Here is a 20,921-nt window from a genome sequence, read left to right as displayed (position 1 = left end):
AACCGTATGGGCCGCTCCCTCTTCTTCCCGACTCTGCACATCCACGACGGCGTGGTGCACCCGCGCGAGGACTTCGATCACGTGCTCTACACACAGGGCGTGGTTATCGGGGAGAAAAGCCCACAGAACGCCGAGAAGTTTATCGCCATGGACAAAGCGCTTGGTGTGGTAGACGGCAAGCTGCCTGTCTCACGAAAAATCCTCAAAGGCCACCTCCAAAACCGCGACACGATCTACGCCGCGTAAAGCCTGCAACCCAAACCAAGTTTGCAGGGCCGGAGCAAGAAACCGGGCCTCAGCGTATCGCCGCCACTCCTTCACGAGCTGTCCATCTCCGAAAACGCAATTTGGGCGCAGAAAAAAGCCCTCACAGCTTCTGCCGTTTTGATGCTAGGTGCGGCTGGTGCTAGATGGTTAACGATGCCGGGGCAGACACGACGAGGGCGTGGTGCCCATCACGCGCTTGAAGGCGGTAGAGAAAGCCAGGGTGTTGTCGTAGCCGACGCGACATGAGACTTCTGTCACACTGTAGCCTCCCGAGGCCAAGAGCGCGGCTGCATGGCGCATCCGAAGCTGCGTGACATGGGCCATCGGGCTGGTACCCACGGTCTCCTGGCAGAGCTTTCGCAGGCGCTCCCCGCTGAGATTGAGCCGCGCTGCCAGTTCCTCACACGTCCAGGGATACGTCAGGTTTGTCTGGACATCACTCCAGAGAGGCGCAAGACGCATGGCGTTTCCCGGTGTCCCACTAACCAGCCGACGAACCTCACAGGCAACCAGACGCACCCAGTCAGCCAGGGGCTCGGGCTCTGCGAGGCCATGCGCTTCGTACAAAAGCCCCTCGACACTGTATTGAAGTGCGCGAGTATCGCGGTGCAGAATCTGGGCATCAGGTGAGGGAAAGCTCAGTGTGTCCGCATTGATATGCACCCAGATCACGCTCCATATCTCGCCTCCTCGGGCGTAGTAGGCACTGAACGCTCTAGTAGGCATCAGATAGGCCATGCCTGGCTTAAGCTCCTGCCAGCTTTCTTTGACACGGACGATACCACAACCCTCCAAAGTGACAAGCACCTGAGCGAAGTGGGGACAGGAGCGTACGAAATGAAAACCCGCCCGGGCATCCGAGTGACCTACCATCCCCAGCTTATGCAATGCGAGCAGAGGGAGCTGTTGCATCGTCACCAAGCGCTCTTGGGTATCTTCACCGATTTGTTGCACTTCACGAAGGGCTTGTTGGTTTTCGCTCATGGTAAAAAAGAAAATGAGAGTGTACTATTCTACCACTACACCTGAAGACAGGGTGTGATATACTTGGTCGAACTGGTCTGATAAACCGGTTTTTCTTCAGTTGATTATCACCGTTGAAACTTTGAACACGGAGGTTTTTTTAATGAGTATGACTCCAAAGCTTGCTAAGAAGGCAGGCTTCACCCTGATCGAACTTCTTGTCGTGATCGCGATCATCGCGATTCTTGCTGCGATTCTCTTTCCCGTTTTTGCTCAAGCCCGTGCAAAAGCGCGTGCAATTGCTTGTCTGTCAAATACCAAGCAGCTTGGCACGGCTTTAATGATGTACATGCAGGATTATGACGAAACGGTGCTTCCTATCTGGATGAACTACTCCGATGCACAAGTAGGATCGCAAAATGGTCAGGTTCGAGACTGGCGTCGTTTCTGGCACTATATCATCATGCCCTATATCAAGAACCATGCGGTGATGACTTGCCCTGATCAGAGTGAAGCGCAAGGGCCAGACTGGTGTCATGATCTAGAGACGCCTGAGCGCATCAACCGTGTTATGGGTTATGGTATTAACGATACGATGGCTACTTGGGGTGGTGGCGGCCCTGCGGGGAACGAAGGTGCTGCGGTCGCGACTTTGCCTCAGCTCAATAAACCTGCTGAGCTCGTTATCTTCGCAGACTCGGGGGCTATCTCAACGGGAGGCGATGCCTGGAACGCGGGTTCCCGTGCGGGTAGAACGGCCTTTTTGAATAACCCGGACAGCTATAAGCAACCTGGAGGGTATGAGCGTGCGCAAGGTGCTGGGATCTTCTTGAATCCGAACCGGTTAAGTTGGGAAGGTGCAGACAACCCCACTAAGGTTCCAGTTCCACGCCATAATGGCCTTTGTAACGTTATCTACTTTGATGGGCATGCTAAAGCCATTAAACTCAGTCAGTTCTGGATTCGTCCTGGAGCGACTCGGATCGCCCGGCGTCCAGGAAATGCTTTTGACACTCGCCTTGACTGGGGTGGAGAGTTTGATATCTTTGGTCAAGCGGGTGTCCGTGGTGGCGACAACACGCCCTCTCCGTAGATCTCGATGAAAAAATCCTCAGCTAAAACGAGACAACCACGTCTGTATTTTTTGTTGGGGATACTTGTTGTGAGTGGAGCAGTGCTTCCGGTGAGCAATTTTTTGCTTCATCGTAAGCCTGCTCCTCTTCCTGTTTCCGCTTCTGTAGAAGCTCAGAAACGCTACTGGCTGAGTCGGATAAAATCGGATGTTTCCGATACCGAGGCGTATCTAAAATTAGGAACCCTAGAAGAGCAGAATGGTTTTTATCTCTCTGCTGAGCGCTATCTCAAGTCCGCCCGACTGCTGGGCGCTTCTGATCAACAAGTCTGTCCATCGTTAGGCAGGGCTCTTAGTCATCTCGCTCAAGAAGATGAGGCAATTACTGAGTTAAAAAAAGCACTCGAACTCGCTCCCCATAACCCTGAGGCTATACTGAATCTGGCGGGTAGTTACACTGAGGCTGAGCGTCCAGATGAGGCTATCTCGCTTTTAAAAAGCTGGCTGTCTGCACATCCCGATATTAAAGAAATACCTGTATTTGAGCGTTTTATACTTGCCTTACTATCAAGTGGTGAAGAAAAAGAAGCTCAAAAGTTAGCTCAACGATTTATCAAGTTGCACCCTAACGATGTCGGGGCTTTAAGCTTGTCTGCACGATGTGATTTTGCGCTGGGAAATTTAGATCGTGCTCGTCTCTGTATGGAGAAACTTATACCAAATGCTCCTGATCCTGTAGGGGCGCGCTACCTGTACGGTATGATCCTGAATCAGCAAAAAAAAATATGCTGAGGCTCTGAGAGTTTGGCAGGAAGCCAATAAAATCAATCCGTCGGCGCTTGATGTCTATGAGAAAATTGGACATGAGTACATGCGTCGTGGAGACTACAAAAAAGCAGCGTATGCATTTGAGCGAATAGCAGCATCTGATCAGCAGTTTTCGACGGCACTACTTGCGGCAATAGCCCTTGAGAAAAGTGGAGAAAGTGCAGACAGCGCGTATTGGTATGCAGTCGCAGCAGGTTTTCAAGGAGACTTTACCAGTGCGTTACGGCAGGCTCAACGTGCGACCAAAACATCAGAGCCACGTAAGCTACGGCGTGCCAAGCTTGCTGTTGCCGAAGCGTATCGAGGACAGAAGCGCAACGCCGAGTATCTACAACTCATTGAAGCGCTTACCTTTGAGCGACGTGTGGAAGATCTAATACTGCTGATTCATGCCTACAATATAGTTGAAACTCAAGAGACGCTCCAAAAACGATTGATATGTCTTCAGGAAGCGATTAAGAAAACTCCCAAGAATCACGGTGTCTTTAGCCTTCAGCTTGCTGAACAGTTGCATCGTATGGGACGAAAAGATGAGGCTGAATTGCAGCTTGAGACTGCTCTATCTGTCCTTGATGAGAAAGCGCAAGGTAGAACAGAGCTGATGCAACAGCTTATTGATATCTATATGGATCGTCGTGAGCTTGATAATCGTCTTGAAAAAGCAATAAAACTTGCTGAAAAAGTAGTTTTACTCTCTCCTAGAGATGATAAAGCATGGCTAGTTTTAGGCCAGTGTTATTTTGCTAAGAATCAACTGTCTTTTGCTGCTACTTGTCTGGAACATGTTATTGATATAGAACCTGGGAACGGACCGGGATATCAAGAATTGGCTCGGGTATATGCAAAACAAGGTAATACTCAATCAAGTCAAAAAATGATGCAGTTCTATAGGAAGTATGTTGGTTTTGAGCAGAATCGTCAGACGTTGCAGACACGTGCGCGGGGAGAGAAAGCTCAAACAGAAGATATTGTTGCGTATGCTGAATTTCTTCTTTCTGCAGGGGATTTAGAGTCTGCTGTGAGTGAGTTTGAGCGGGCGATTCGACGCAACTCAAAAGATAATGCCTTAAAAGAGTCACTGAAAAGCCTTTATGTACGTCTTGGATACATGGATCGTCTCTCATCCCTGGAGAGTAAGAAATGAGAAGGCTATTTTGGCTCTTAGTAATTCTTATTTGTACCGGATGTCCATCTAGAATTGGTTCTGTTGAATCCCATCTTGATATCAAACCCGTTGTTTTTAAAGAAGTTTCAAAAGACGCAGGTATTGATTTTCTTCATGTCAATGGTAGTAGAGGGAAGAAACGTATGCCTGAGACAGTAGGTAGCGGTTTAGCATTTTTTGATTATAATAATGATGATAAGTTAGACGTTTTGATTATTAATAGTACTACTTGGCAAGATGATCCTAATCCAATTAAGACAACTCCTAAGCTTTATGAGAATATTGGAAATGGTAATTTCAAAGATAGTACCATTGGTTCAGGCCTTGATATTTGTCTATATGGTATGGGAGTTGCTGTTGGTGATTTTGATAATGACGGTTGGGAAGATATTTACCTTACGGCAGTAGGACCTAATCATCTATTAAAAAATATAAACGGCAAATTTACTGATATTACTCAATCATCTGGGCTTATAGGAGTTCCTCCATCAGGCATTAATATAGAGCATAAATGGAGTAGCAGTGCAGCTTGGCTTGATTACGACAAAGATGGTAGACTTGATCTTTTTGTTTGTCAATATGTTAAATGGTCGCCAGAAATAGATCCTTTTTGCGGAAAAAATGGAGTGCGTGGTTACTGTCCCCCGGGAACATTTGAAGGAGCTCGAAATACATTGTTCCACAATGAGGGAAATGAGAAATTTCGGGATGTCAGTAAAGAAGTTGGTCTATTTGATATTGCACTGGGAAAATCATTTGGAATTGCTATTGCTGATTATAATAATGATAGTTGGCCTGATATTGCTGTTGCTAATGATACTTGGGCAAATTTTTTGTTAATAAATGAAAATGGTAAGCGATTTATTGATAAAGGAGTCGAAAGTGGTGTTGCTTTTGGAGAAAATGGCAAGGCAAAAGCAGGAATGGGAATCGATGTTGCCGATTTTCGTAATAATGGCCAATTTTGTATGGTTATAGGTAACTTCTCTGAAGAGGGAATTTCGCTTTTTGAGCCAATGAGCGGAATGCCTAGTATGTTCGAAAATCAAGCCCAATCACGAGGACTGGTAACTCCTAGTCTTTTAAATGTCACTTTTGCTACTTTCTTTTTTGATTTCGACCTCGACGGATGGCAAGATATATTTGCAACAAATGGTCATGTTGATGATATTGTTAATACGTATAAATCAAATCTCACATTCAAGCAAAAACCACTTTTATTTCGTAACCAAAAAGGAACTGATTTTCTTGATGTGACTAAAGAATCCTTGCTAGATTTTTCCATTGTAGGAAGAGGGGCTGCGTACGGTGATATTGACGATGACGGTGATCTCGATTTAGGTATAGTTGATAATAATGGTAGGTTCTTATTACTCCGAAATGATGGAGGTAATCAAAATAACTGGATATCTATAAAGCTGATTGGTCAATATTCAAATCGTGATGCTATAGGTGCTTTGGTTCAAATGAAATCTGGGGGTATAACACAACAACGCTATCTTCATAGTGGAGGGAGCTTTCTCTCTGAGAGTCAGCGTTTATTGACCTTCGGGCTGGGGAAATTAAAAAAAATTGATGAAGTTAAAATTATTTGGCCTTCTGGAAGAATCCAGATCCTAAATAATCTTCAGATTAACAAACGGTTTACAATAACTGAGGAGTAGTTTTTCTATGAAAAATCAAATACCTGTTTGGGCAATTATTGCCGCTGTAGTCGCTGTACTAGCTCTCGTTGCTTTCTTCGGAATACGAGCTCTTGGCCCCAACTCGTCTGGGGGACGTAATGTCGCTGATACTGAAGCGCAGGGACGTATGAAACAACAAATGGATAACATGCGAAAAGACATGACCGGGGGCGGAGCTCGTCCTAGTGGAGGCTATGCAGGGCAGGGTGGTGGTTACGGTGGTTACGGCCGTCCCGGTGGCTACGGTGGCTACGGTCGCCCTAGTGGCCAAGGTGGTGGTTATGGTGGCCAAGGTGGTAGTTATGGTGGACGCTAGCTTCTCTTGATGCTGACACGACGGCGCTTTTTGGGTGCGCTTGGCCTTGCTCCGCTCACAGGTTGCGGTCGGAGCAGTGCACGCACCACCATACGCTTCTGGAACGGCTTCACCGGCCCCGATGGACGCACGATGCTTCGGCTCGTCCGGCGCTTTAACGAGGAGAACCCGGAGATCACGGTGCTCATGCAGCGCATGGACTGGGGCACCTACTACAACAAGCTCTTCGTGGGTGGGTTGGGTGGCCGCGCCCCCGAGGTCTTTGTGCTCCACACCCGCGCCTTGCTCAGGTTCGCTCGTGCGGGCTTTGCTGCGCCACTGGATCCGCTGCTGGGTGACTTTCCTGCGGCCACAGACGACCTCGATCCCAATGTCTGGGAGGCGGCAAAAGTTGAGGGAAGCCACTTTGGTCTCCCACTCGATGTGCATGCGATGGGCATGTACTACAACCGCAAGCTCTTCCGCGACTCGGGGCTCGATCCCCAGAAGCCTCCGAGCAATCGTGTGGAGTTTCTGGAGGCGATGCGCCGCATCAAAAAGCCCGGTAAAAACGGCGAGCCCGATCAGTGGGGCTACGTCTTTACTAACTTTGAGACCTGCACCTACACGTTTCTCAAGCAGTTCGGCGGCTCGCCCTTCACGCCGGACTACGCGCGTTGCACGCTCAACAGCCCCAAAAATATCGCGGCGCTGCGCTTCTGCCACGATCTCATCAAAGATGGCCTCGTGCCCTCGCCGGAGAATATCGACTCCTGGATTGGGTTTCGCCAGGGGCGCATCGGGATGGTCTTTGAGGGCATCTACATGCTCGCCGACCTCCAGAAGCAGAAAGACCTCGACTTTGCAGGCGCTCCCGTGCCCCAAGTGGCCGATCACACGGCGGTCTGGGCCGACTCGCACAACCTCTGCCTGAAGTCAGGGCTCACTCCTGAGAAGCAGCAGGCGGCGTGGAAATTCATGCGCTTCCTCTCTGACAATAGCCTCGACTGGGCCGACGGCGGCCAGATTCCGACTCGCCCGAGCCTGCGCAAGACCGAGCGTTTTGAGAAAATGGCGGTGCAGAGCGCCTTTGCAAAGCAAATCTCGTTTGTGCAGTACCAGCCGCGCCTGCCCTTTATCTTTGAGTATCAGACTGAGTACAACTTGGCGGTGGAGAAGATCCTGAGGGGCAAGGCCAGCCCGGAAGACGCGCTCGCCGCCGCCGAGAAACGCGTCAATGAGATTATCAAGCGGGAGGCGACGCCATGACAAATAAATCCCCTTCCTTGCGGCAGGGAAGGGGCCAGGGGATGGGTTCCTGGCTCTTTGCCGCGCCGCACTTGATCCTCTTTGTCGCCTTTGTACTGGGGCCGCTGCTCTTTGGCCTGGGGCTGAGCCTGTTTCGTTGGGACATTCTGACCGCACGCCCCGCGCAGTTTGTGGGGCCTGCTAACTACCAAGAAGCGCTCAAGGACGAGTATGTCTACAAGGCGCTCTGGGCGACGGTGCGTTTTGTCTATCTCGCGGTTCCGGCGACCATTCTGCTGGGGCTCCTGCTGGCGGTTGGCCTCTCCCAGGTCAATGAGAAGCGCCGCGCGTTTTGGCGGGCACTGTGCTACCTGCCGCACCTGCTGACCGTGAGTGTGGTTGGCCTGCTCTGGCGCTGGTTCTACAACACGGAGTTTGGGCTCTTCAATGCCTATCTGAACAAGTTCTTTGGCATCAAGATCGCCTGGCTCTCGGACGTCAACTGGGCGATGCCCGCTATCGTGATCATGACCCTCTGGTGGACTCTGGGCGGGCCGATGCTGGTCTTTCTGGCAGCGATCCAGAACATCCCAAACTCTTACCACGAGGCCGCCGCCATCGATGGAGCGACGGGGACACAGGCGTTCTTTAAGATTACCTTGCCGCTCCTTCGCCCGGTGCTGCTCTTCTCGATGGTGATGAACGTCATCGGCTCCTTCCAAGTCTTTGGCCAGGTCTTCATGATCACCCGTGGCGGCCCCGAGCTCTCGACCCGAACCCTGGTGCAGTACATCTACGACACCGCGTTTAACAACTACCGCATGGGCTACGCCGCCGCAATCTCCTGGCTGCTCTTTCTCGTAATCGCCGTCTTTTCGATTATTCAGTTCCGGCTGATGCGGGAGTCCAAATAATGCGCCGACGGAAACTCTCGCCTGCGGAGCTGCTGATTGCAATCGCTGCTCTGATCTTTGTCTTTCCCGTGGCGATGATCTTTATCACGTCGTTCAAGCCCGATGGCGAGGTGGTCAAGTTTGAGAGCATCTTCCCCAAGCACGCGACTCTGGCCAACTTCCAGGAGGTGCTGGGAACCCCCGAAGAGATTCCTCTCCTGCGCTGGTTTCTGAACTCGCTTGGGATCTCCATGGCGACCACGCTGCTGGTGCTCTGCGTGGCGTCGCTCTCGGCCTATGCGTTCGCGCGGCTGGAGCTGCCGGGCAAGAAATGGGTTTTCCCTCTGGTCATTGGGACGCTCATGGTGCCGGGGCAGATTCTCCTCGTGCCAGTCTATCTGGAGCTCAATGCCCTCCACTGGCTCGACTCGCCGCTAGCGCTGATCGTCCCGGCGGGCGGCAGTGCCTTTGGCTTCTTCATGCTCCATAGCTTCTTTATGGGAATCCCGCGCGAGCTGGAAGAGGCCGCAGAGATCGATGGCTGCTCGCGCTTTGGGATCTTCTGGAACGTGATTATCCCGCTCTCCAAATCACCGCTGGCCGCGCTGGCGATCTTCACCTTTGTGGGCTCCTGGAATGACTTTCTCGGCCCGCTGGTGTACTTAGACTCGGTGGATCACTACACGCTTCCGGTGGGAGTCGCGCTGTTTCAGAGCAGCTACGCCAGTGAGTACGGCCTGACTCTGGCGGCGGGCGTCCTGTGCACGCTCCCCACCCTTCTCGCCTTTCTGATCTTCCAGCGCCACATTCTAGCGGGAATGGCGTCGTCGGGGCTCAAAGAATAAGATGAAAGAGCTCTCGGGCGATATTCAGCATGTCCATGATCCGGTGCTGGCAAAGAGCGAAGGTAAGTGGCATTTATTTTCAACCGGCAATGGGATTCCCTACCGGCTCTCCGATGATGGCGTGAGCTGGAAGTATGTTAAAGAGATTTTTACGACGCTTCCTGCCTGGCACAAAGAGCTTGTTCCCGGCACGCGCAACCCGTGGGCACCGGACATCTCGTTCTGGGGTGGGCGCTGGCGGCTCGTCTACTCCGTCTCTACTTTTGGGAGCCAGCGCTCGGCGATTGGGATGGCGAGCTGTGAAAAACTCGGCGGTGATGGCTGGCGCGACGAGGACCCGGTCTTTATATCGCAAAAAGGCGATCCCTACAACGCGATTGACCCCAATATCTTTGTCGAGAAAGATGGGACGCCCTGGCTGAGCTTTGGCTCGTTCTGGCAGGGGATTTTCTTGCTCAAGCTTGATCCCAAGACGGGCAAGCCCATTTCAAACGCGGTGCCCAAGTGTATCGCGGCCCGACCGGGCTCCACCGCGATCGAGGCTCCGTTTATCACCCTGCGCGGCGGCTGGTACTACCTCTTTGTCAGCCATGACTTCTGCTGCCGGGGCGTCAATAGCACCTATAAAAGCGTCGTCGGGCGCTCCCAGAAAATCGAAGGGCCGTATCTCGACCGCGACGGCAAGCCGCTCTTGCAGGGCGGTGGAACCGTGGTTTCTCAAGGCCAAGGGCGCTGGCGTGGGCCGGGGCACTGCGCCGTGGTGGGCGACACGTTTCTCTGCCACGCCTACGATGCGGAGAACAACGGCATCCCCACTCTCTTCATGGGCAGTCTGCGCTGGGATCGAAGTGGCTGGCCGAGCCTGAAAGATGCCCCCAAGCCGCCCAAGTGGATGGGCTTGATCGGGGCCTGGGAGCACACCCCCGAGGGCGGCGCGGCGACTATGCTCACCTTTAAGGCCGATGGTACCACCAGTGCGCCCGGTGGAACCTGGAGCCAAGAAGGACAGACGGTGACCGTTCACTGGCCCGATGCAAAAGCGCCGGGTGGTGCTTGGCAAGATAGGCTCACGCTCGCGAGAGACTTCGCCACCTACCAGGGAGTCAACCTGCAAGGGCACCCCCTGCGAGGCCGCCGCGTTGCCTGAGCCGACTCCCTGGAAAATCCCGGTGATGCGTGGCGCGATCCGGCAGCGTAGCGGGGCGCTTCTGGGGGCACGCACGGAGCATGGCAAAGATGGCGCAACGGTGCTCGCGTCTCAGAGCACGGACTCCGGTAAGACCTGGGGCGAGCCCGTCTCCATTATCCGCGACCCGGACAATGCCACGGATCTGGGCGATGGCGCATTTCTGGACAGCAAGCGCCATGGGCTGCTCTATGTCTGCCGCCACAACCACCACGCCCAGAAATCCTACGCCATCGAGGTCTATCAGAGCATTGACTCCGGCAAGAGCTGGCAGCAGCACTCGACAGTTATTGCTAATTCACAGGGGCTTTGGGCCCCGTTTTTGTTTGATACTCCCGGCGGGCGCTTGCTCTGTGTCTACGACGACGAAGAGACGCCGTTTCTGCGCGGCTTTCCAGGGCACCAGTGGCTCATGGGGCGCTTCTGGGACGCAAAAACAAAGACTTGGGGCGAGCCGGTTGTGGTCAGCCGCGCAGAAGATAAAAAGCTCTCCCGTGATGGCATGGGCACTGTCGTGAGTGTCGGGAAGCGCTTAATCTGTGCTTTGGAGAGTGTGGATACCGAGCCGCCCCATCCCGGCGTGATTCGTATTGTCACCAGCGACGACGACGGGCAGACTTGGGCACCGCGCCGCCTGCTCTTTCAAGCACCACAGCGCCCCCACATGGCCCTCTCGCCATTTCTCGCCAAGCGCACCGACGGCACTCTCATCTGCATCTTCGGCACCGATGAAGCCCAAGCCACGCCGGATAAGCCCGGCACACCCGCCCCCAAGCTCCACCTCGATATTAAGCTCTGCTTCAGCCACGATGGCGGCGCGAGCTGGAGTGCTCCAGAAACACTCTTTGTTGGCGGTCACCGAAACTACCTACCGGGCCTGATCGCGCTTCCCAAGAACAAGCTCTATGCCCACTGGCTCAACTTTGCCGAAGATGCACTGCAAGGAACCATACTATGAATCCAATCTGCGCCGGGGCCGATCCCTGGGTAATCCACCACGACGGACAGTTTATTCTATGCCAGAGCCATCACAACGGGGTGGCGATTCGGCGAGCGGCGACACTGGCGGGGCTGGGCGTGGCGGTGATTGAGCCGCTCTGGCAGGCACCAGAGACGGGGCCGTTCTCGAAGGAAATTTGGGCACCGGAGCTGCATCTCTACCAAGGGCACTGGTATATCTATGTCGCTGCCGACGATGGGGAGAATAAAAACCATCGGATGATTGCGCTCCACTCGGCGAGCTTGCTGGGGCCGTATGTTTCTGTGGGGAAGCTGGCGCTCACGCCCGACCGCTGGGCCATTGACGGGACGCTGCTGGTGCATCCCAAGACAAAGCGGCTTTACTATCTCTGGTCGGGCTGGGAGGGCACGGAGAACACGGCGCAGCATCTCTATATCTGCCCGATGGCCGATCCGCTGACCCCGAGCGGCGAGCGCGTGAAGATTTCGTCGCCGGAGCTTGCGTGGGAAAAACGCGGCAGTGGCGGCCCAGGGAAGCTCCCCACGATCAACGAGGGGCCACAGGTTCTGGAGCGCAACGGGACGATTCATGTGGTCTACTCGGCGGCGGGCTCATGGTGCGATGACTACTGCTTGGGCCGCCTCACACTCCCACCCGGCGGCGATCCGCTCAGTCCGAGCGCCTGGAAAAAGCACCACGAGCCCGTCTTTGCAAAAACGACGAGTATCTTTGGGCCGGGGCACTGCTCGTTTGTGCGCGAGGGCAAGAAAAACAAGCAAGACTGGATTGTCTATCACAGTGCACGGCACGCGGGCTCCGGGTGGGACCGGGTGATCCGTGCGCAGACGTTTCAATGGGAAGGGGACATTCCTATCTTTGGAGCGCCGAGGGTATCCTAAAAGCATGATCCACACCCATGACGAAGCTTTAGAGGCACTTCGTAAAAAGTTCGACCTGCCTGCTCTGGCGGCGGTTGTGGTGGCAGAGGGCAAGCCGCAGACCGTGCTCGTGGCGGGAGTGCGCAAGGCAGGCGGCACGGATCCCGCGCTCCCCACGGATGCCTTCCATATCGGCTCCGATACCAAGGCAATGACAGCCGCTCTGGTAGGGCTTCTCGTGGACGAAGGCAAGCTGAGCTGGAAGTCCACCCTGGGAGAGCTGGTTGCCGAGACGCCCACAGCCTGGAAGGCAACGACCATTGAGGCACTCCTAGCCCACCGGGCGGGCCTGACAAAAGACGAGCCCAAAGGCAAGAACTTGCTCTACATGCATCGCTTTACGGGGCCCCTGGAAAAGCAGCGTGCTCGCTGGTATATCGAGCGCCTAGCCACTCCCCCCGATGAGACCGCTGGGAAGTACCAGTATGCCAACGCGGGCTACGCGATCCTGGGAATGCTGGTCGAAAAGCTCGCGGCAACGCCCTGGGAGCGCCTGATTGCCGAGCGGCTCTGGAAGCCCTTAGGCATTATGGGCGGCGGGTTTGGGGCACCTCCCCTCGTCTGGCAGCACCTGCGCGAGGACAAAAAGCTGGTGGCGATAGACCCTAAAGAGAAGGCTGACAACCCGCCTCTCATGTCTCCTGCGGGCCGTGTGCACCTCCCGATTGGGGAGTGGGGCAAGTTTGTGGCAGTCTTTGCCGACCCGGAGCGCCAGAAGCTCCTCAAGCCAGAGACGATGAAAGCACTGACCACGCCACTCTTGGGGGGAAACTACGCAGGCGGCTGGGTTGTGGCCCAGCGAAGCTGGGCAGGGGGCATGGTGCTCAACCATGCGGGTAGCAACACCATGAACTTCTGCACCACCTGGGTTGCACCCAAGAAGCGCCTGGCGGTGCTCGTGGCAACCAACGTGGCCGATGAAGAGGCCCAGAAAGCCTGCGATGCCGCTGTCGGCGTGGTGCTTGCGCCGTACCTAAAGGGTTAAAGGGGAATCCGGCGGCGCAGGCGCTCGATGTGCTGGGCTCGGCCTGTGGTGTCATCCATGTCCACGACAACCCCGCAGAGGATCGCCGCGCCGTCGGCGACCCTGGAGCGAGTGGGGAGCTGGGTGCGAAAGCGTGCTAGGGAGACCTCGATATCCATCCCAATCACGGAGTTCTCCGGGCCGCACATGCCCACATCAGTGATATAGGCGGTGCCACCCGGCAAAATGCGCTCATCGGCGGTCTGGACATGGGTGTGGGTACCTACGACCACGGACGCGCGACCGGCACAGTGCCACCCAAAAGCTGCTTTCTCGCTGGTGGCCTCGGCGTGGAAATCGAAGAAGAGCAGAGGGGTCTGCTGCAGTACTTCGGCAATAATGGCATCTGCGGCGCGAAAGGGATCGTCGAGCGCCTCCATCGTGACACGGCCCATGAGATTTGCCACCCCGATCAGCTTGCCCTGCCGCGTCCGAAAGATCCCCCAGCCACGTCCCGGAGCGCCCGGTGGGTAGTTGGCGGGCCGCAGAAGCCGTGGCTCCTCATCGAAGAGATTCCACTCGTCGGACCGCGACCAGGCGTGGTTGCCCGTCGTAATGACATCTGCCCCACTGGCAACCAGCTCACGAACAATCGGCTCCGTGATCCCGCGTCCCGTGGTCGCCGCGTTCTCTCCATTGACAATCACTAGCTCAGGTTTAAGCTCCTTGCGTAGCCCCGGCAAGTGCTGAGTCACTGCCTCCAAGCCTGGTTTTCCCACAACATCTCCGAGAAATAAAATGCGCATGAACTAGAATTATACGCCGGAGCGTCCAATTTAAGACAAGTTTAGGGTTTAATAGCCTCTGTGATTGCCCCCCTGACCCGCCCCGATGAGCTAGAAAAACTCTCTACTGAGCTAGCAGCACGCCTTGACACCGACCCGCGCCTTGCGATTGACACCGAGTTTATCCGGGAGCGAACCTACGAGCCCGTCTTGGAGCTGGTTCAAGTCGGCACCGTAGACGGCATGATTGCCTTGCTGGATGTCCAGGCTCTGGGAGGACTTGGCCCCATTGGCGCGATCCTCACCGACCCTAGTATCCTTAAGATCGTCCATGCGGGCGGCCAGGATGTCGAGATTCTGACAGCGCTCTTAGGCCACATTCCTGCTCCCCTTTTTGACACTCAGATCGCGGCGGCCTTTGCGGGCTTTGGTACCCAAGTTGGCTATGGCGCACTCGTGCAGTCCGTGCTCAAGGTCAAGCTCTCCAAAGAGGAGGGCTTCTCCGACTGGTCGCGCCGCCCCCTAACTCCCTCGATGTGTAGCTATGCCGCCGACGATGTACGCTACCTTCACCAGCTCCACGACCGGCTCTCTGCCCGGCTAGAGCGGCGCGGACGAGTGGTCTGGGCCACGGAGCACACAGAGCGGCTCTTGACCGCTGCGGCCGAGACCACGCCCCTGGAGGATCTCTGGAAGAAAGTGGGCAGCAAGCAGGGGCTAAGCCGCCGTGAACTGGCGATCTTGCAGGAGCTGGCTCTGTGGCGCGATGACGAAGCGCGTCGGCGCAACAAGCCGCGTCGGACCGTTCTCAAGGACGAGCCGCTCGTCGAGCTTGCCAAGCGCAAGCCGAAAACAGCCGCTGCTGTGCTGGAGCTACGCGCTGTCAATGGTGTCGGGACGCGTCAGGCGGAGGAGCTCGTTCTGGCGATCCAGCGCGGCCTAGAAGTCCCTGAGGAGCTCTGGCCTGTCACCGAGTCATCGCCGCCGCTAGATGAGCACGGAGCCGCGCTCTTGGAGCTTCTCTCCGCCGTGGTGAAAGTCCGGGCGATGGAAGAGGACATGCCTCCCTCCCTGCTCGCCCCTTCGGATGCCCTGCGCCAGCTCGCCATCCAGCGCAACCCCGCCTCGGTGCGTAATCTCTTCACCGGCTGGCGTCACGAGCTACTGGGCGAGGCACTGCAAGCCACACTCGCAGGCACTCTCTCGGTCGTCTGGGATCCTATAAAAGGCCAGCTCGCCTGCCGCTACGACTGAGCTCTTAGCTGCCCTAAGAGCTTCTCGACAATGCGGCGCTGGGCACGAATATGAGCCGAAAGCGTGGCGGCGGCGCGGTCTAGGTCGCGCTCTAAGAGAGCATCTAAGATCGCGCGGTGCTGGGCCGCCATCGCGTCCTCCATCTTGGTCTCGGGCGCAGCATGATCAAAAAGCGCCGTGAAGTACGCGCCGTGCTGGGCAAAGAGCTGGGTGAGGAGCGGGCTATTGGCGGCAGCGATGAGATAGCGGTGAAGGTTGTTGTCGAGCTGTGCTCCCTCATTGCCATCCCGAAGCCGCACGAGCACAGTCGGGTCAAGGTGCGGCCAGGCTTGCTCCAGCGCCAGAAGCTCCAGCCGCTCACGCACCAGAAGCCAGTCTTCGACCGCGGAGAGAGTCAGCTCGCGGGCACGCCAGCCACAGCGGGGAACATGCTCCACAAAGCCCTGGCCCGCAAGCTGGTGCAGTGCCTGCCGCAGCACGGTCCGACCAATCTCTAGCCGCTCGGCGAGGGCTTCTTCACGCAGAAACTCTTGATCGCCCCGAAGCGAGCGCTGGAGAATATCGGTGCGTAGCTCGGCTTCCCAGTCGCGAGCCCACCCGAACCCACCCGCCTCGTTGTTCCTTTGCACCCTCCCTTTTCCAAAGGAGGGCCCCGGGTGGATTCTCCCCGTCGCGGACTTTGTTAAAAAACCTAACTCAATCAGCTCGCGCACGGCCTGGCGCACGGGGGTGAGGCTTACGGAGTAGCGTGTCGCCAGCGCGGCCAGTGTGAGGGGCTCCTCGGAGACAGGCGGGTTGGCCCGCAGATCATCGGCGATAAATTTAGATAAAGTTTTTGACATTGTGTGCAAGATGAATTATAATCCATGCATGATAAATAATCAAATCTCTCCCGTTTCTTTTTGTGGTGTCTTTCCTGCCGTCACCACCCAGATGCACCAAGACCAGAGCATTGACTGGGCAGCACAGGCAAAGCACCTTGAGATTCTCATTGACTCGGGCATTCACGGCCTGATCCTATGCGGCTCACTGGGCGAGAACCAGACCCTGCTTCCCGAAGAGAAGCGCGCCGTAGTCAAGCATGCCAAAGAAGTCGCGGCAGGGCGCTTGCCCGTGCTCTCGGGCGTGGCGGAGATGAGCACGGCAGCCTCTTGTCAGTATGTTCAGGACATGGAAGCGCTTGGCGCGGATGGCGTGATGGTGCTTCCCGCGATGGTCTACAAGTCCGATCCACGCGAGACAATGGCGCACTTCCGCACGGTCGCTGCGGCCAGCAAGCTCCCGATCATCGTCTACAACAACCCCGTGGGCTACGGCGTGGACATCACCCCCAAGATGTTCGCTGAGCTCTCCGATGTCGAGACCCTCGTGGCGATTAAAGAGTCCTCGGCGGACACCACGCGCATCACCGAGCTCTACAATGCCTGCGGCGACCGCTATGCGATCTTCGGCGGCGTGGACACCATTATCCCTGAGTGCGTCTTGATGGGCGCAACGGGCTGGATCGCCGGGGTCGGCCTCGCCTTCCCCAAAGAGAACGCCCGGATGTGGGAGCTGATGATGGCGGGGGATTGGGACAAGGCTCGCGAGCTCTGGCGCTGGTTTTTGCCCCTGATGACCCTCGATATCGGCCCGCACTTTGTCCAGAAGATCAAGCTTGTGCTTCAAGAAGCGGGCCTCGGAAGCGAGTGGGTGCGTGCCCCGCGCCTCACCCTCGCCGGCACCGAGCGCGACGAGATTCTTACCCTGATCCACAAAGGGCTCTCGGAGCGACCCAAACTATGAAAAACTACCCGACGGTTATCATCGGGATGGTTGTGTTGGTATTAGGGGTATCGGGGATGGCACAGGCGCAGGGAACGAAGGCGGACTACGAGCGGGCGAGCAAGCTCGGGGAGCTGTCGCGCGGGAAAGTCTTTCGTGCGAGTGTCGCACCCAACTGGCTGGAGGGTGGACGGCTCTGGTACCGGGTGGAGACGGGGGCAAACGCCTTTGAGTGGGTGCTGGCTGAGGCCGATGGTAAGCTGCAGCGCTTTCCTAGTGAGGCGGCGCTCAAGGCCGCTTTAGGAGGAAAGCTCGGCACGGAGAGCGTCCAGCGACTCACGACACGGCCTCAGCAGGGCGAGGCGGGCGAGCGGGTGGATCTGGTTTTCGACAATCAGACCAGCAGCGAGCTCTCTCTGTTCTGGGTGAGTGGCAGCGACCGCACGCCCTACGGGAAAGTGGCACCAGGCAAGAAGTACAGCCAGAGCACGTTTGGTGGCCATGCCTGGGAGGTGCGCGATGCCAGCGGGAAAGTGCTGGGCTATGCGACGGCTCCCGCGCTGGGGGGCACGGTAGTCGTGGATGGCAAGCGTGCCGCCCCGACGCGGCGCGAGGCGCAGCGCGGCGGAAATCCGGGTGCATCGCCCGATGGGAAGTGGATTGCCTTTGTAAAAGGCGACAACCTCTGGGTGCGCCCCAGCGCGGGCGGCGAGGCCGCAGCGCTGAGCACCGATGGCAAGCCCAAAGACTCCTACGATGGCACGGGATTTTTCTGGTCGCCCGATAGCACCAAAGTGGTCGCGTTTCGCACCGAGGCCGCGCAGGAGCACAAGGTCTATATCGTGTCGTCGTCGCCTAAAGAGCAGGTGCAGCCCAAGCTCGTGACGCTAGACTACCTCAAGCCCGGCGATAAGATCGAGCACCCGCGCCCGGTTTTGTTTGATGTGGTGAATAAGAAAGCCATGGCGCTGAACGAGTCGCTCTTTCCTGAGCCCTGGAGCCTGCCTGCACTGGGCGACTCGGGCTGGGGCGCGGGCGTGACTTGGAGTGCGGACTCATCGCGGTTCTTCTTTGCGTACAATCAGCGCGGCCATCAGCTCATGCGCGTGATCAGCGTAGACGCGGCAAGCGGCACCCCCAAGACACTCTTTGAGGACGCGACCAAGACTTTTATCAACTACTCAGGCAAGTTCTGGGCACGCTACTTGGCAAAATCCAATGAGATTGTCTGGACGAGCGAGCGTGATGGCTGGAATCATGTTTTTGTACACGATGCCACAAATGGAAAGCTAAAGCGGCAGCTCACCCAGGGCGAGTGGACCGTGCGCGGCGTGGAGAGCTTCGACGAAGACAAAGGTGAGCTGCTGCTCCGAGTCGCAGGGCGCACGCCCGGCGAAGACCCGTATCACGTTCACTATGCCCACGTCTCGGTAAGTAGTGGCACACTCACGCCCCTCACCGACGGCGACGGCACGCACCGCATTGCTCTCTCGCCCGATGGCACGCGCTACTTGGACAGCTACTCCCGCGTGGACTTGCCGACGATCACCGAGCTACATAGCACATCGGATGGCAAGAAGCTCGCGACTCTTGAGAAAGGCGATGCGAAAGCACTGCTAGCCACCGGCTGGAAGCAGCCCGAGCGCTTTGTGGCAAAAGGCCGCGATGGCCAGACCGATATCTACGGCGTGCTCTGGCGGCCCACGAACTTCGACCCCGCAAAAAAATACCCGGTTATTGAGCAGATCTACGCCGGGCCGCAGGGCTTCTTTGTCCCGAAGCAGTGGAGCAGTAGCTACGGCAACGCCCAACAAATCGCCGAGCTGGGCTTTCTGGTGGTGCAGATCGATGGCATGGGCACCGATGGGCGCAGCAAGGCGTTTCATGATGTCTGCTTCAAGAACCTCAAAGATGCCGGCTTCCCGGATCGGATTCTCTGGATGAAGGCGCTGGCCCAGAAGTACCCATCACTCGACCTCACCCGCGTGGGAGTCTATGGCGGGAGCGCAGGCGGCCAAAACGCGCTGGCCGCGCTCCTCTGGCACGGGGATTTCTATAAAGCTGCCGTCGCCGACTGTGGCTGCCACGACAACCGCATGGACAAGGTCTGGTGGAACGAGCAGTGGATGAGCTACCCGGTGGATAAGTCCTACGAAGAGAGCTCCAATGTGGTCAATGCCCACCTGCTCACCGGCAAGCTATTGCTCACGGTCGGCGAGGTAGACAGCAACGTAGACCCCGCCAGCACGATGCAGGTCGCCGATGCCCTGATCAAGGCCAATAAAGACTACGAGCTGATTGTCTTCCCCGGCGCGAACCATGGCGCAGGCGAGAGCCTCTACGGCAAGCGCCGCCGCATGGACTTTTTTGTCAAGAACTTACTGGGAGTGGAGCCGAGAGGGAAGTAGCCATCTCCCCGGCTCGCTGGAGCTTGCCACCTCTCTTACCCTGATGGCTCGTGCCTCGCCGGGACGAGGGGAAGCGCTCTAAGGCGCGGGGAGATGGCCGGGAGAGAGTCCCCCACGAGCGACACTGGCGCAGTTGATCGCGACCCACTCGGGGCGGCGCATGGCGACGATGAGCTTGTCCACATTCGGGAAGAACGCGGAGAAGCGGAGCATTTCGTCGGCAACGGTGGCTTTGTCTTTTCCTTGGCCCTCGACTTGCTTGTCCAGCTCCCAGCCGCGCACGAACGGTGACGTGGCGAGGGTCTCCCAGCCGAGGGCTTTGTAGGCGGCAAAGCGCGGCGTGGCATCGTCGGCGTTGGTGACATTGCACGGCGCGACGGCAAAGGCGTAGGGGCCAGGTTGAGGCGTGTCGAGCGGCGGCATCCAGGTGCCTAGTCGCCCGACATGGCCTGCTTGTTGCCACGAAACCGCCAGCGCTTCTTGCTGCTCCTGCGCCGCCGGATCACTCACGGGATGCACGACCAAGTGCTCGATATGCTCGCTCTGAAGCTCACGGAGCATCTGGTGAATATGCTGCGACTCGTAGGGCGCGTGGCCACCCACGGAGCCGTCGGGGCCGAAGTCGGTGAAGAAGTTCCAGGCGATGAGCTGCGCCTCACTGCGCCGCCCAAGCCGCTGGAGAGAGCTTCCCAGCGCGACTCGCTCGGGCAGATAGGTCGTGTCGAAGGTCGTGATCCCCGCATCCAGACACGCCGCCACAATCGCGTCTTGCGTCTTCGTATCTGGCGCAGGATCGGAGCCAAGCTGCGCGATAAACGAGTGCCCCCCCAGAATCAAACGATTACTTCCCATAGCGCGATTGTACCGGAACCACAAGCCCATATTTGGGTTATTTGCTGGTATGCAACTGGATCACTACCGACTTTTGGGGCGCAGCGGCCTGCGCGTCTCGCCGATCGCTCTCGGCACAATGACGTTTGGCACGGACTGGGGCTGGGGCGCGGATGCGTCTGAGAGCCGCAAGCAGCTGGAGCTCTACGCGGGGCGTGGTGGGAATTTTCTGGACACAGCGAATTTTTACACCGAGGGCACCAGCGAGAAGTTTCTGGGGGAGTTTCTTGTGGGGCAGCGCGATCAGTTCGTGGTGGCGACCAAGTACACGCTGAATCTGCGCGACGGCGACCCCAACGCGGGCGGCAACCACCGCAAGAGCCTGGTGCAGAACCTCGATGCCAGCCTCAAGCGCCTCCAGACGGACTATATTGACCTGCTCTGGGTGCACATGGACGACGGCATCACGCCACTCGAAGAGACGATGCGCGCCCTCGACGATATGGTGCGTCAGGGGAAAGTGCTCTATGTCGGCATCTCGGACATGCCCGCGTGGCGCGTCGCGCGGG

The 20,921-nt window shown here is 56.9% G+C and carries 21 protein-coding genes; 17 read left to right on the top strand and 4 right to left on the bottom strand.

From position 1 onward, the window contains the following. Window positions 1–246 (top strand): hypothetical protein (locus tag AC1XOS_RS06995; RefSeq protein WP_481961501.1); only part of this gene is annotated, 246 nt, incomplete at its 5' end. 168 nt (window positions 247–414) lie between these two features. Here AC1XOS_RS06995 and AC1XOS_RS06990 read toward each other — a convergent pair. Beyond that, window positions 415–1,251 (bottom strand): helix-turn-helix transcriptional regulator, encoded by an 837-nt coding sequence (locus tag AC1XOS_RS06990; protein WP_481961500.1) that lies wholly within the window; start codon window positions 1,249–1,251, stop codon window positions 415–417. A 148-nt stretch (window positions 1,252–1,399) separates the two neighbouring features. On the opposite strand from AC1XOS_RS06990, the gene AC1XOS_RS06985 reads away from it, so the two are divergent. From AC1XOS_RS06985 to AC1XOS_RS06930, 12 genes are all read left to right on the top strand, one after another. Beyond that, window positions 1,400–2,323: a type II secretion system protein gene (locus AC1XOS_RS06985; protein WP_481961499.1), complete on the top strand. Its 924-nt coding sequence runs from the start codon at window positions 1,400–1,402 to the stop codon at window positions 2,321–2,323. Between the two features lie 6 nt (window positions 2,324–2,329). Next, window positions 2,330–3,094: a tetratricopeptide repeat protein gene (locus AC1XOS_RS06980; protein WP_481961498.1), complete on the top strand. Its 765-nt coding sequence runs from the start codon at window positions 2,330–2,332 to the stop codon at window positions 3,092–3,094. Window positions 3,095–3,173: 79 nt separating this feature from the next. After that, entirely contained in the window at window positions 3,174–4,274 is a 1,101-nt protein-coding gene (locus tag AC1XOS_RS06975) for a tetratricopeptide repeat protein (protein ID WP_481961497.1), read from the top strand. Next, window positions 4,271–5,959: a CRTAC1 family protein gene (locus AC1XOS_RS06970; RefSeq protein ID WP_481961496.1), complete on the top strand. Its 1,689-nt coding sequence runs from the start codon at window positions 4,271–4,273 to the stop codon at window positions 5,957–5,959. Before AC1XOS_RS06975 ends, AC1XOS_RS06970 begins: the two co-directional genes overlap by 4 nt. Window positions 5,960–6,107: 148 nt before the next feature. Then, on the top strand, window positions 6,108–6,296 hold the full coding sequence (locus AC1XOS_RS06965; protein WP_481961495.1) for a hypothetical protein: 189 nt from the start codon (window positions 6,108–6,110) through the stop codon (window positions 6,294–6,296). Window positions 6,297–6,305: 9 nt separating this feature from the next. After that, on the top strand, window positions 6,306–7,544 hold the full coding sequence (locus AC1XOS_RS06960; RefSeq protein ID WP_481961502.1) for an ABC transporter substrate-binding protein: 1,239 nt from the start codon (window positions 6,306–6,308) through the stop codon (window positions 7,542–7,544). Further along, window positions 7,541–8,437 (top strand): carbohydrate ABC transporter permease, encoded by an 897-nt coding sequence (locus AC1XOS_RS06955; RefSeq protein ID WP_481961494.1) that lies wholly within the window; start codon window positions 7,541–7,543, stop codon window positions 8,435–8,437. The genes AC1XOS_RS06960 and AC1XOS_RS06955 overlap by 4 nt, the downstream gene beginning before the upstream one ends. Further along, a complete protein-coding gene (locus tag AC1XOS_RS06950) occupies window positions 8,437–9,261 on the top strand; it encodes a carbohydrate ABC transporter permease (RefSeq protein WP_481961493.1) in 825 nt (274 codons plus the stop codon). The genes AC1XOS_RS06955 and AC1XOS_RS06950 overlap by 1 nt, the downstream gene beginning before the upstream one ends. A gap of 1 nt (window position 9,262) precedes the next feature. Beyond that, entirely contained in the window at window positions 9,263–10,408 is a 1,146-nt protein-coding gene (locus AC1XOS_RS06945; protein WP_481961492.1) for an arabinan endo-1,5-alpha-L-arabinosidase, read from the top strand. Beyond that, a complete protein-coding gene (locus tag AC1XOS_RS06940) occupies window positions 10,401–11,405 on the top strand; it encodes a sialidase family protein (protein ID WP_481961491.1) in 1,005 nt (334 codons plus the stop codon). Before AC1XOS_RS06945 ends, AC1XOS_RS06940 begins: the two co-directional genes overlap by 8 nt. Next, on the top strand, window positions 11,402–12,307 hold the full coding sequence (locus AC1XOS_RS06935) for a glycoside hydrolase family 43 protein (RefSeq protein ID WP_481961490.1): 906 nt from the start codon (window positions 11,402–11,404) through the stop codon (window positions 12,305–12,307). Before AC1XOS_RS06940 ends, AC1XOS_RS06935 begins: the two co-directional genes overlap by 4 nt. 4 nt (window positions 12,308–12,311) lie before the next feature. Continuing rightward, window positions 12,312–13,331 carry a serine hydrolase domain-containing protein gene (locus AC1XOS_RS06930; protein WP_481961489.1) on the top strand — a complete coding sequence of 340 codons (1,020 nt, stop codon included), beginning with the start codon at window positions 12,312–12,314 and terminating at the stop codon, window positions 13,329–13,331. Here AC1XOS_RS06930 and AC1XOS_RS06925 read toward each other — a convergent pair. Further along, the gene (locus tag AC1XOS_RS06925; protein WP_481961488.1) at window positions 13,328–14,116 is read right to left on the bottom strand and encodes a TIGR00282 family metallophosphoesterase; all 789 of its coding nucleotides are present in this window, start codon (window positions 14,114–14,116) and stop codon (window positions 13,328–13,330) included. The genes AC1XOS_RS06930 and AC1XOS_RS06925 overlap by 4 nt on opposite strands. 60 nt (window positions 14,117–14,176) lie before the next feature. Here AC1XOS_RS06925 and rnd point away from each other — a divergent pair, with 60 nt between their 5' ends. After that, the gene (gene rnd / locus AC1XOS_RS06920; protein WP_481961487.1) at window positions 14,177–15,349 is read left to right on the top strand and encodes a ribonuclease D; all 1,173 of its coding nucleotides are present in this window, start codon (window positions 14,177–14,179) and stop codon (window positions 15,347–15,349) included. On the opposite strand, the gene AC1XOS_RS06915 is transcribed toward rnd, so the two are convergent. After that, complete coding sequence (locus AC1XOS_RS06915; RefSeq protein ID WP_481961486.1) at window positions 15,340–16,191, bottom strand: GntR family transcriptional regulator; 852 nt, start codon at window positions 16,189–16,191, stop codon at window positions 15,340–15,342. The two genes, rnd and AC1XOS_RS06915, sit on opposite strands and share 10 nt — an antisense overlap. A gap of 28 nt (window positions 16,192–16,219) precedes the next feature. Between AC1XOS_RS06915 and AC1XOS_RS06910 the strand changes: the two genes are divergently transcribed. Beyond that, window positions 16,220–17,134, top strand: a complete 915-nt coding sequence (locus tag AC1XOS_RS06910; protein WP_481961485.1) for a dihydrodipicolinate synthase family protein — start codon at window positions 16,220–16,222, stop codon at window positions 17,132–17,134. Beyond that, window positions 17,131–19,521 (top strand): prolyl oligopeptidase family serine peptidase, encoded by a 2,391-nt coding sequence (locus AC1XOS_RS06905; RefSeq protein WP_481961484.1) that lies wholly within the window; start codon window positions 17,131–17,133, stop codon window positions 19,519–19,521. The genes AC1XOS_RS06910 and AC1XOS_RS06905 overlap by 4 nt, the downstream gene beginning before the upstream one ends. A gap of 78 nt (window positions 19,522–19,599) precedes the next feature. Here the strand turns inward: AC1XOS_RS06905 and AC1XOS_RS06900 are convergent, their stop codons facing one another. Continuing rightward, window positions 19,600–20,373 (bottom strand): aldo-keto reductase family protein, encoded by a 774-nt coding sequence (locus tag AC1XOS_RS06900; RefSeq protein ID WP_481961483.1) that lies wholly within the window; start codon window positions 20,371–20,373, stop codon window positions 19,600–19,602. 49 nt (window positions 20,374–20,422) lie between these two features. Between AC1XOS_RS06900 and AC1XOS_RS06895 the strand changes: the two genes are divergently transcribed. After that, window positions 20,423–20,921: aldo/keto reductase (locus AC1XOS_RS06895; protein WP_481961482.1), on the top strand; the 499-nt coding region annotated here is incomplete at its 3' end.

The organism is Armatimonas sp. (assembly GCF_964826245.1).
This window is presented reverse-complemented; position numbering and strand designations above follow the sequence as displayed.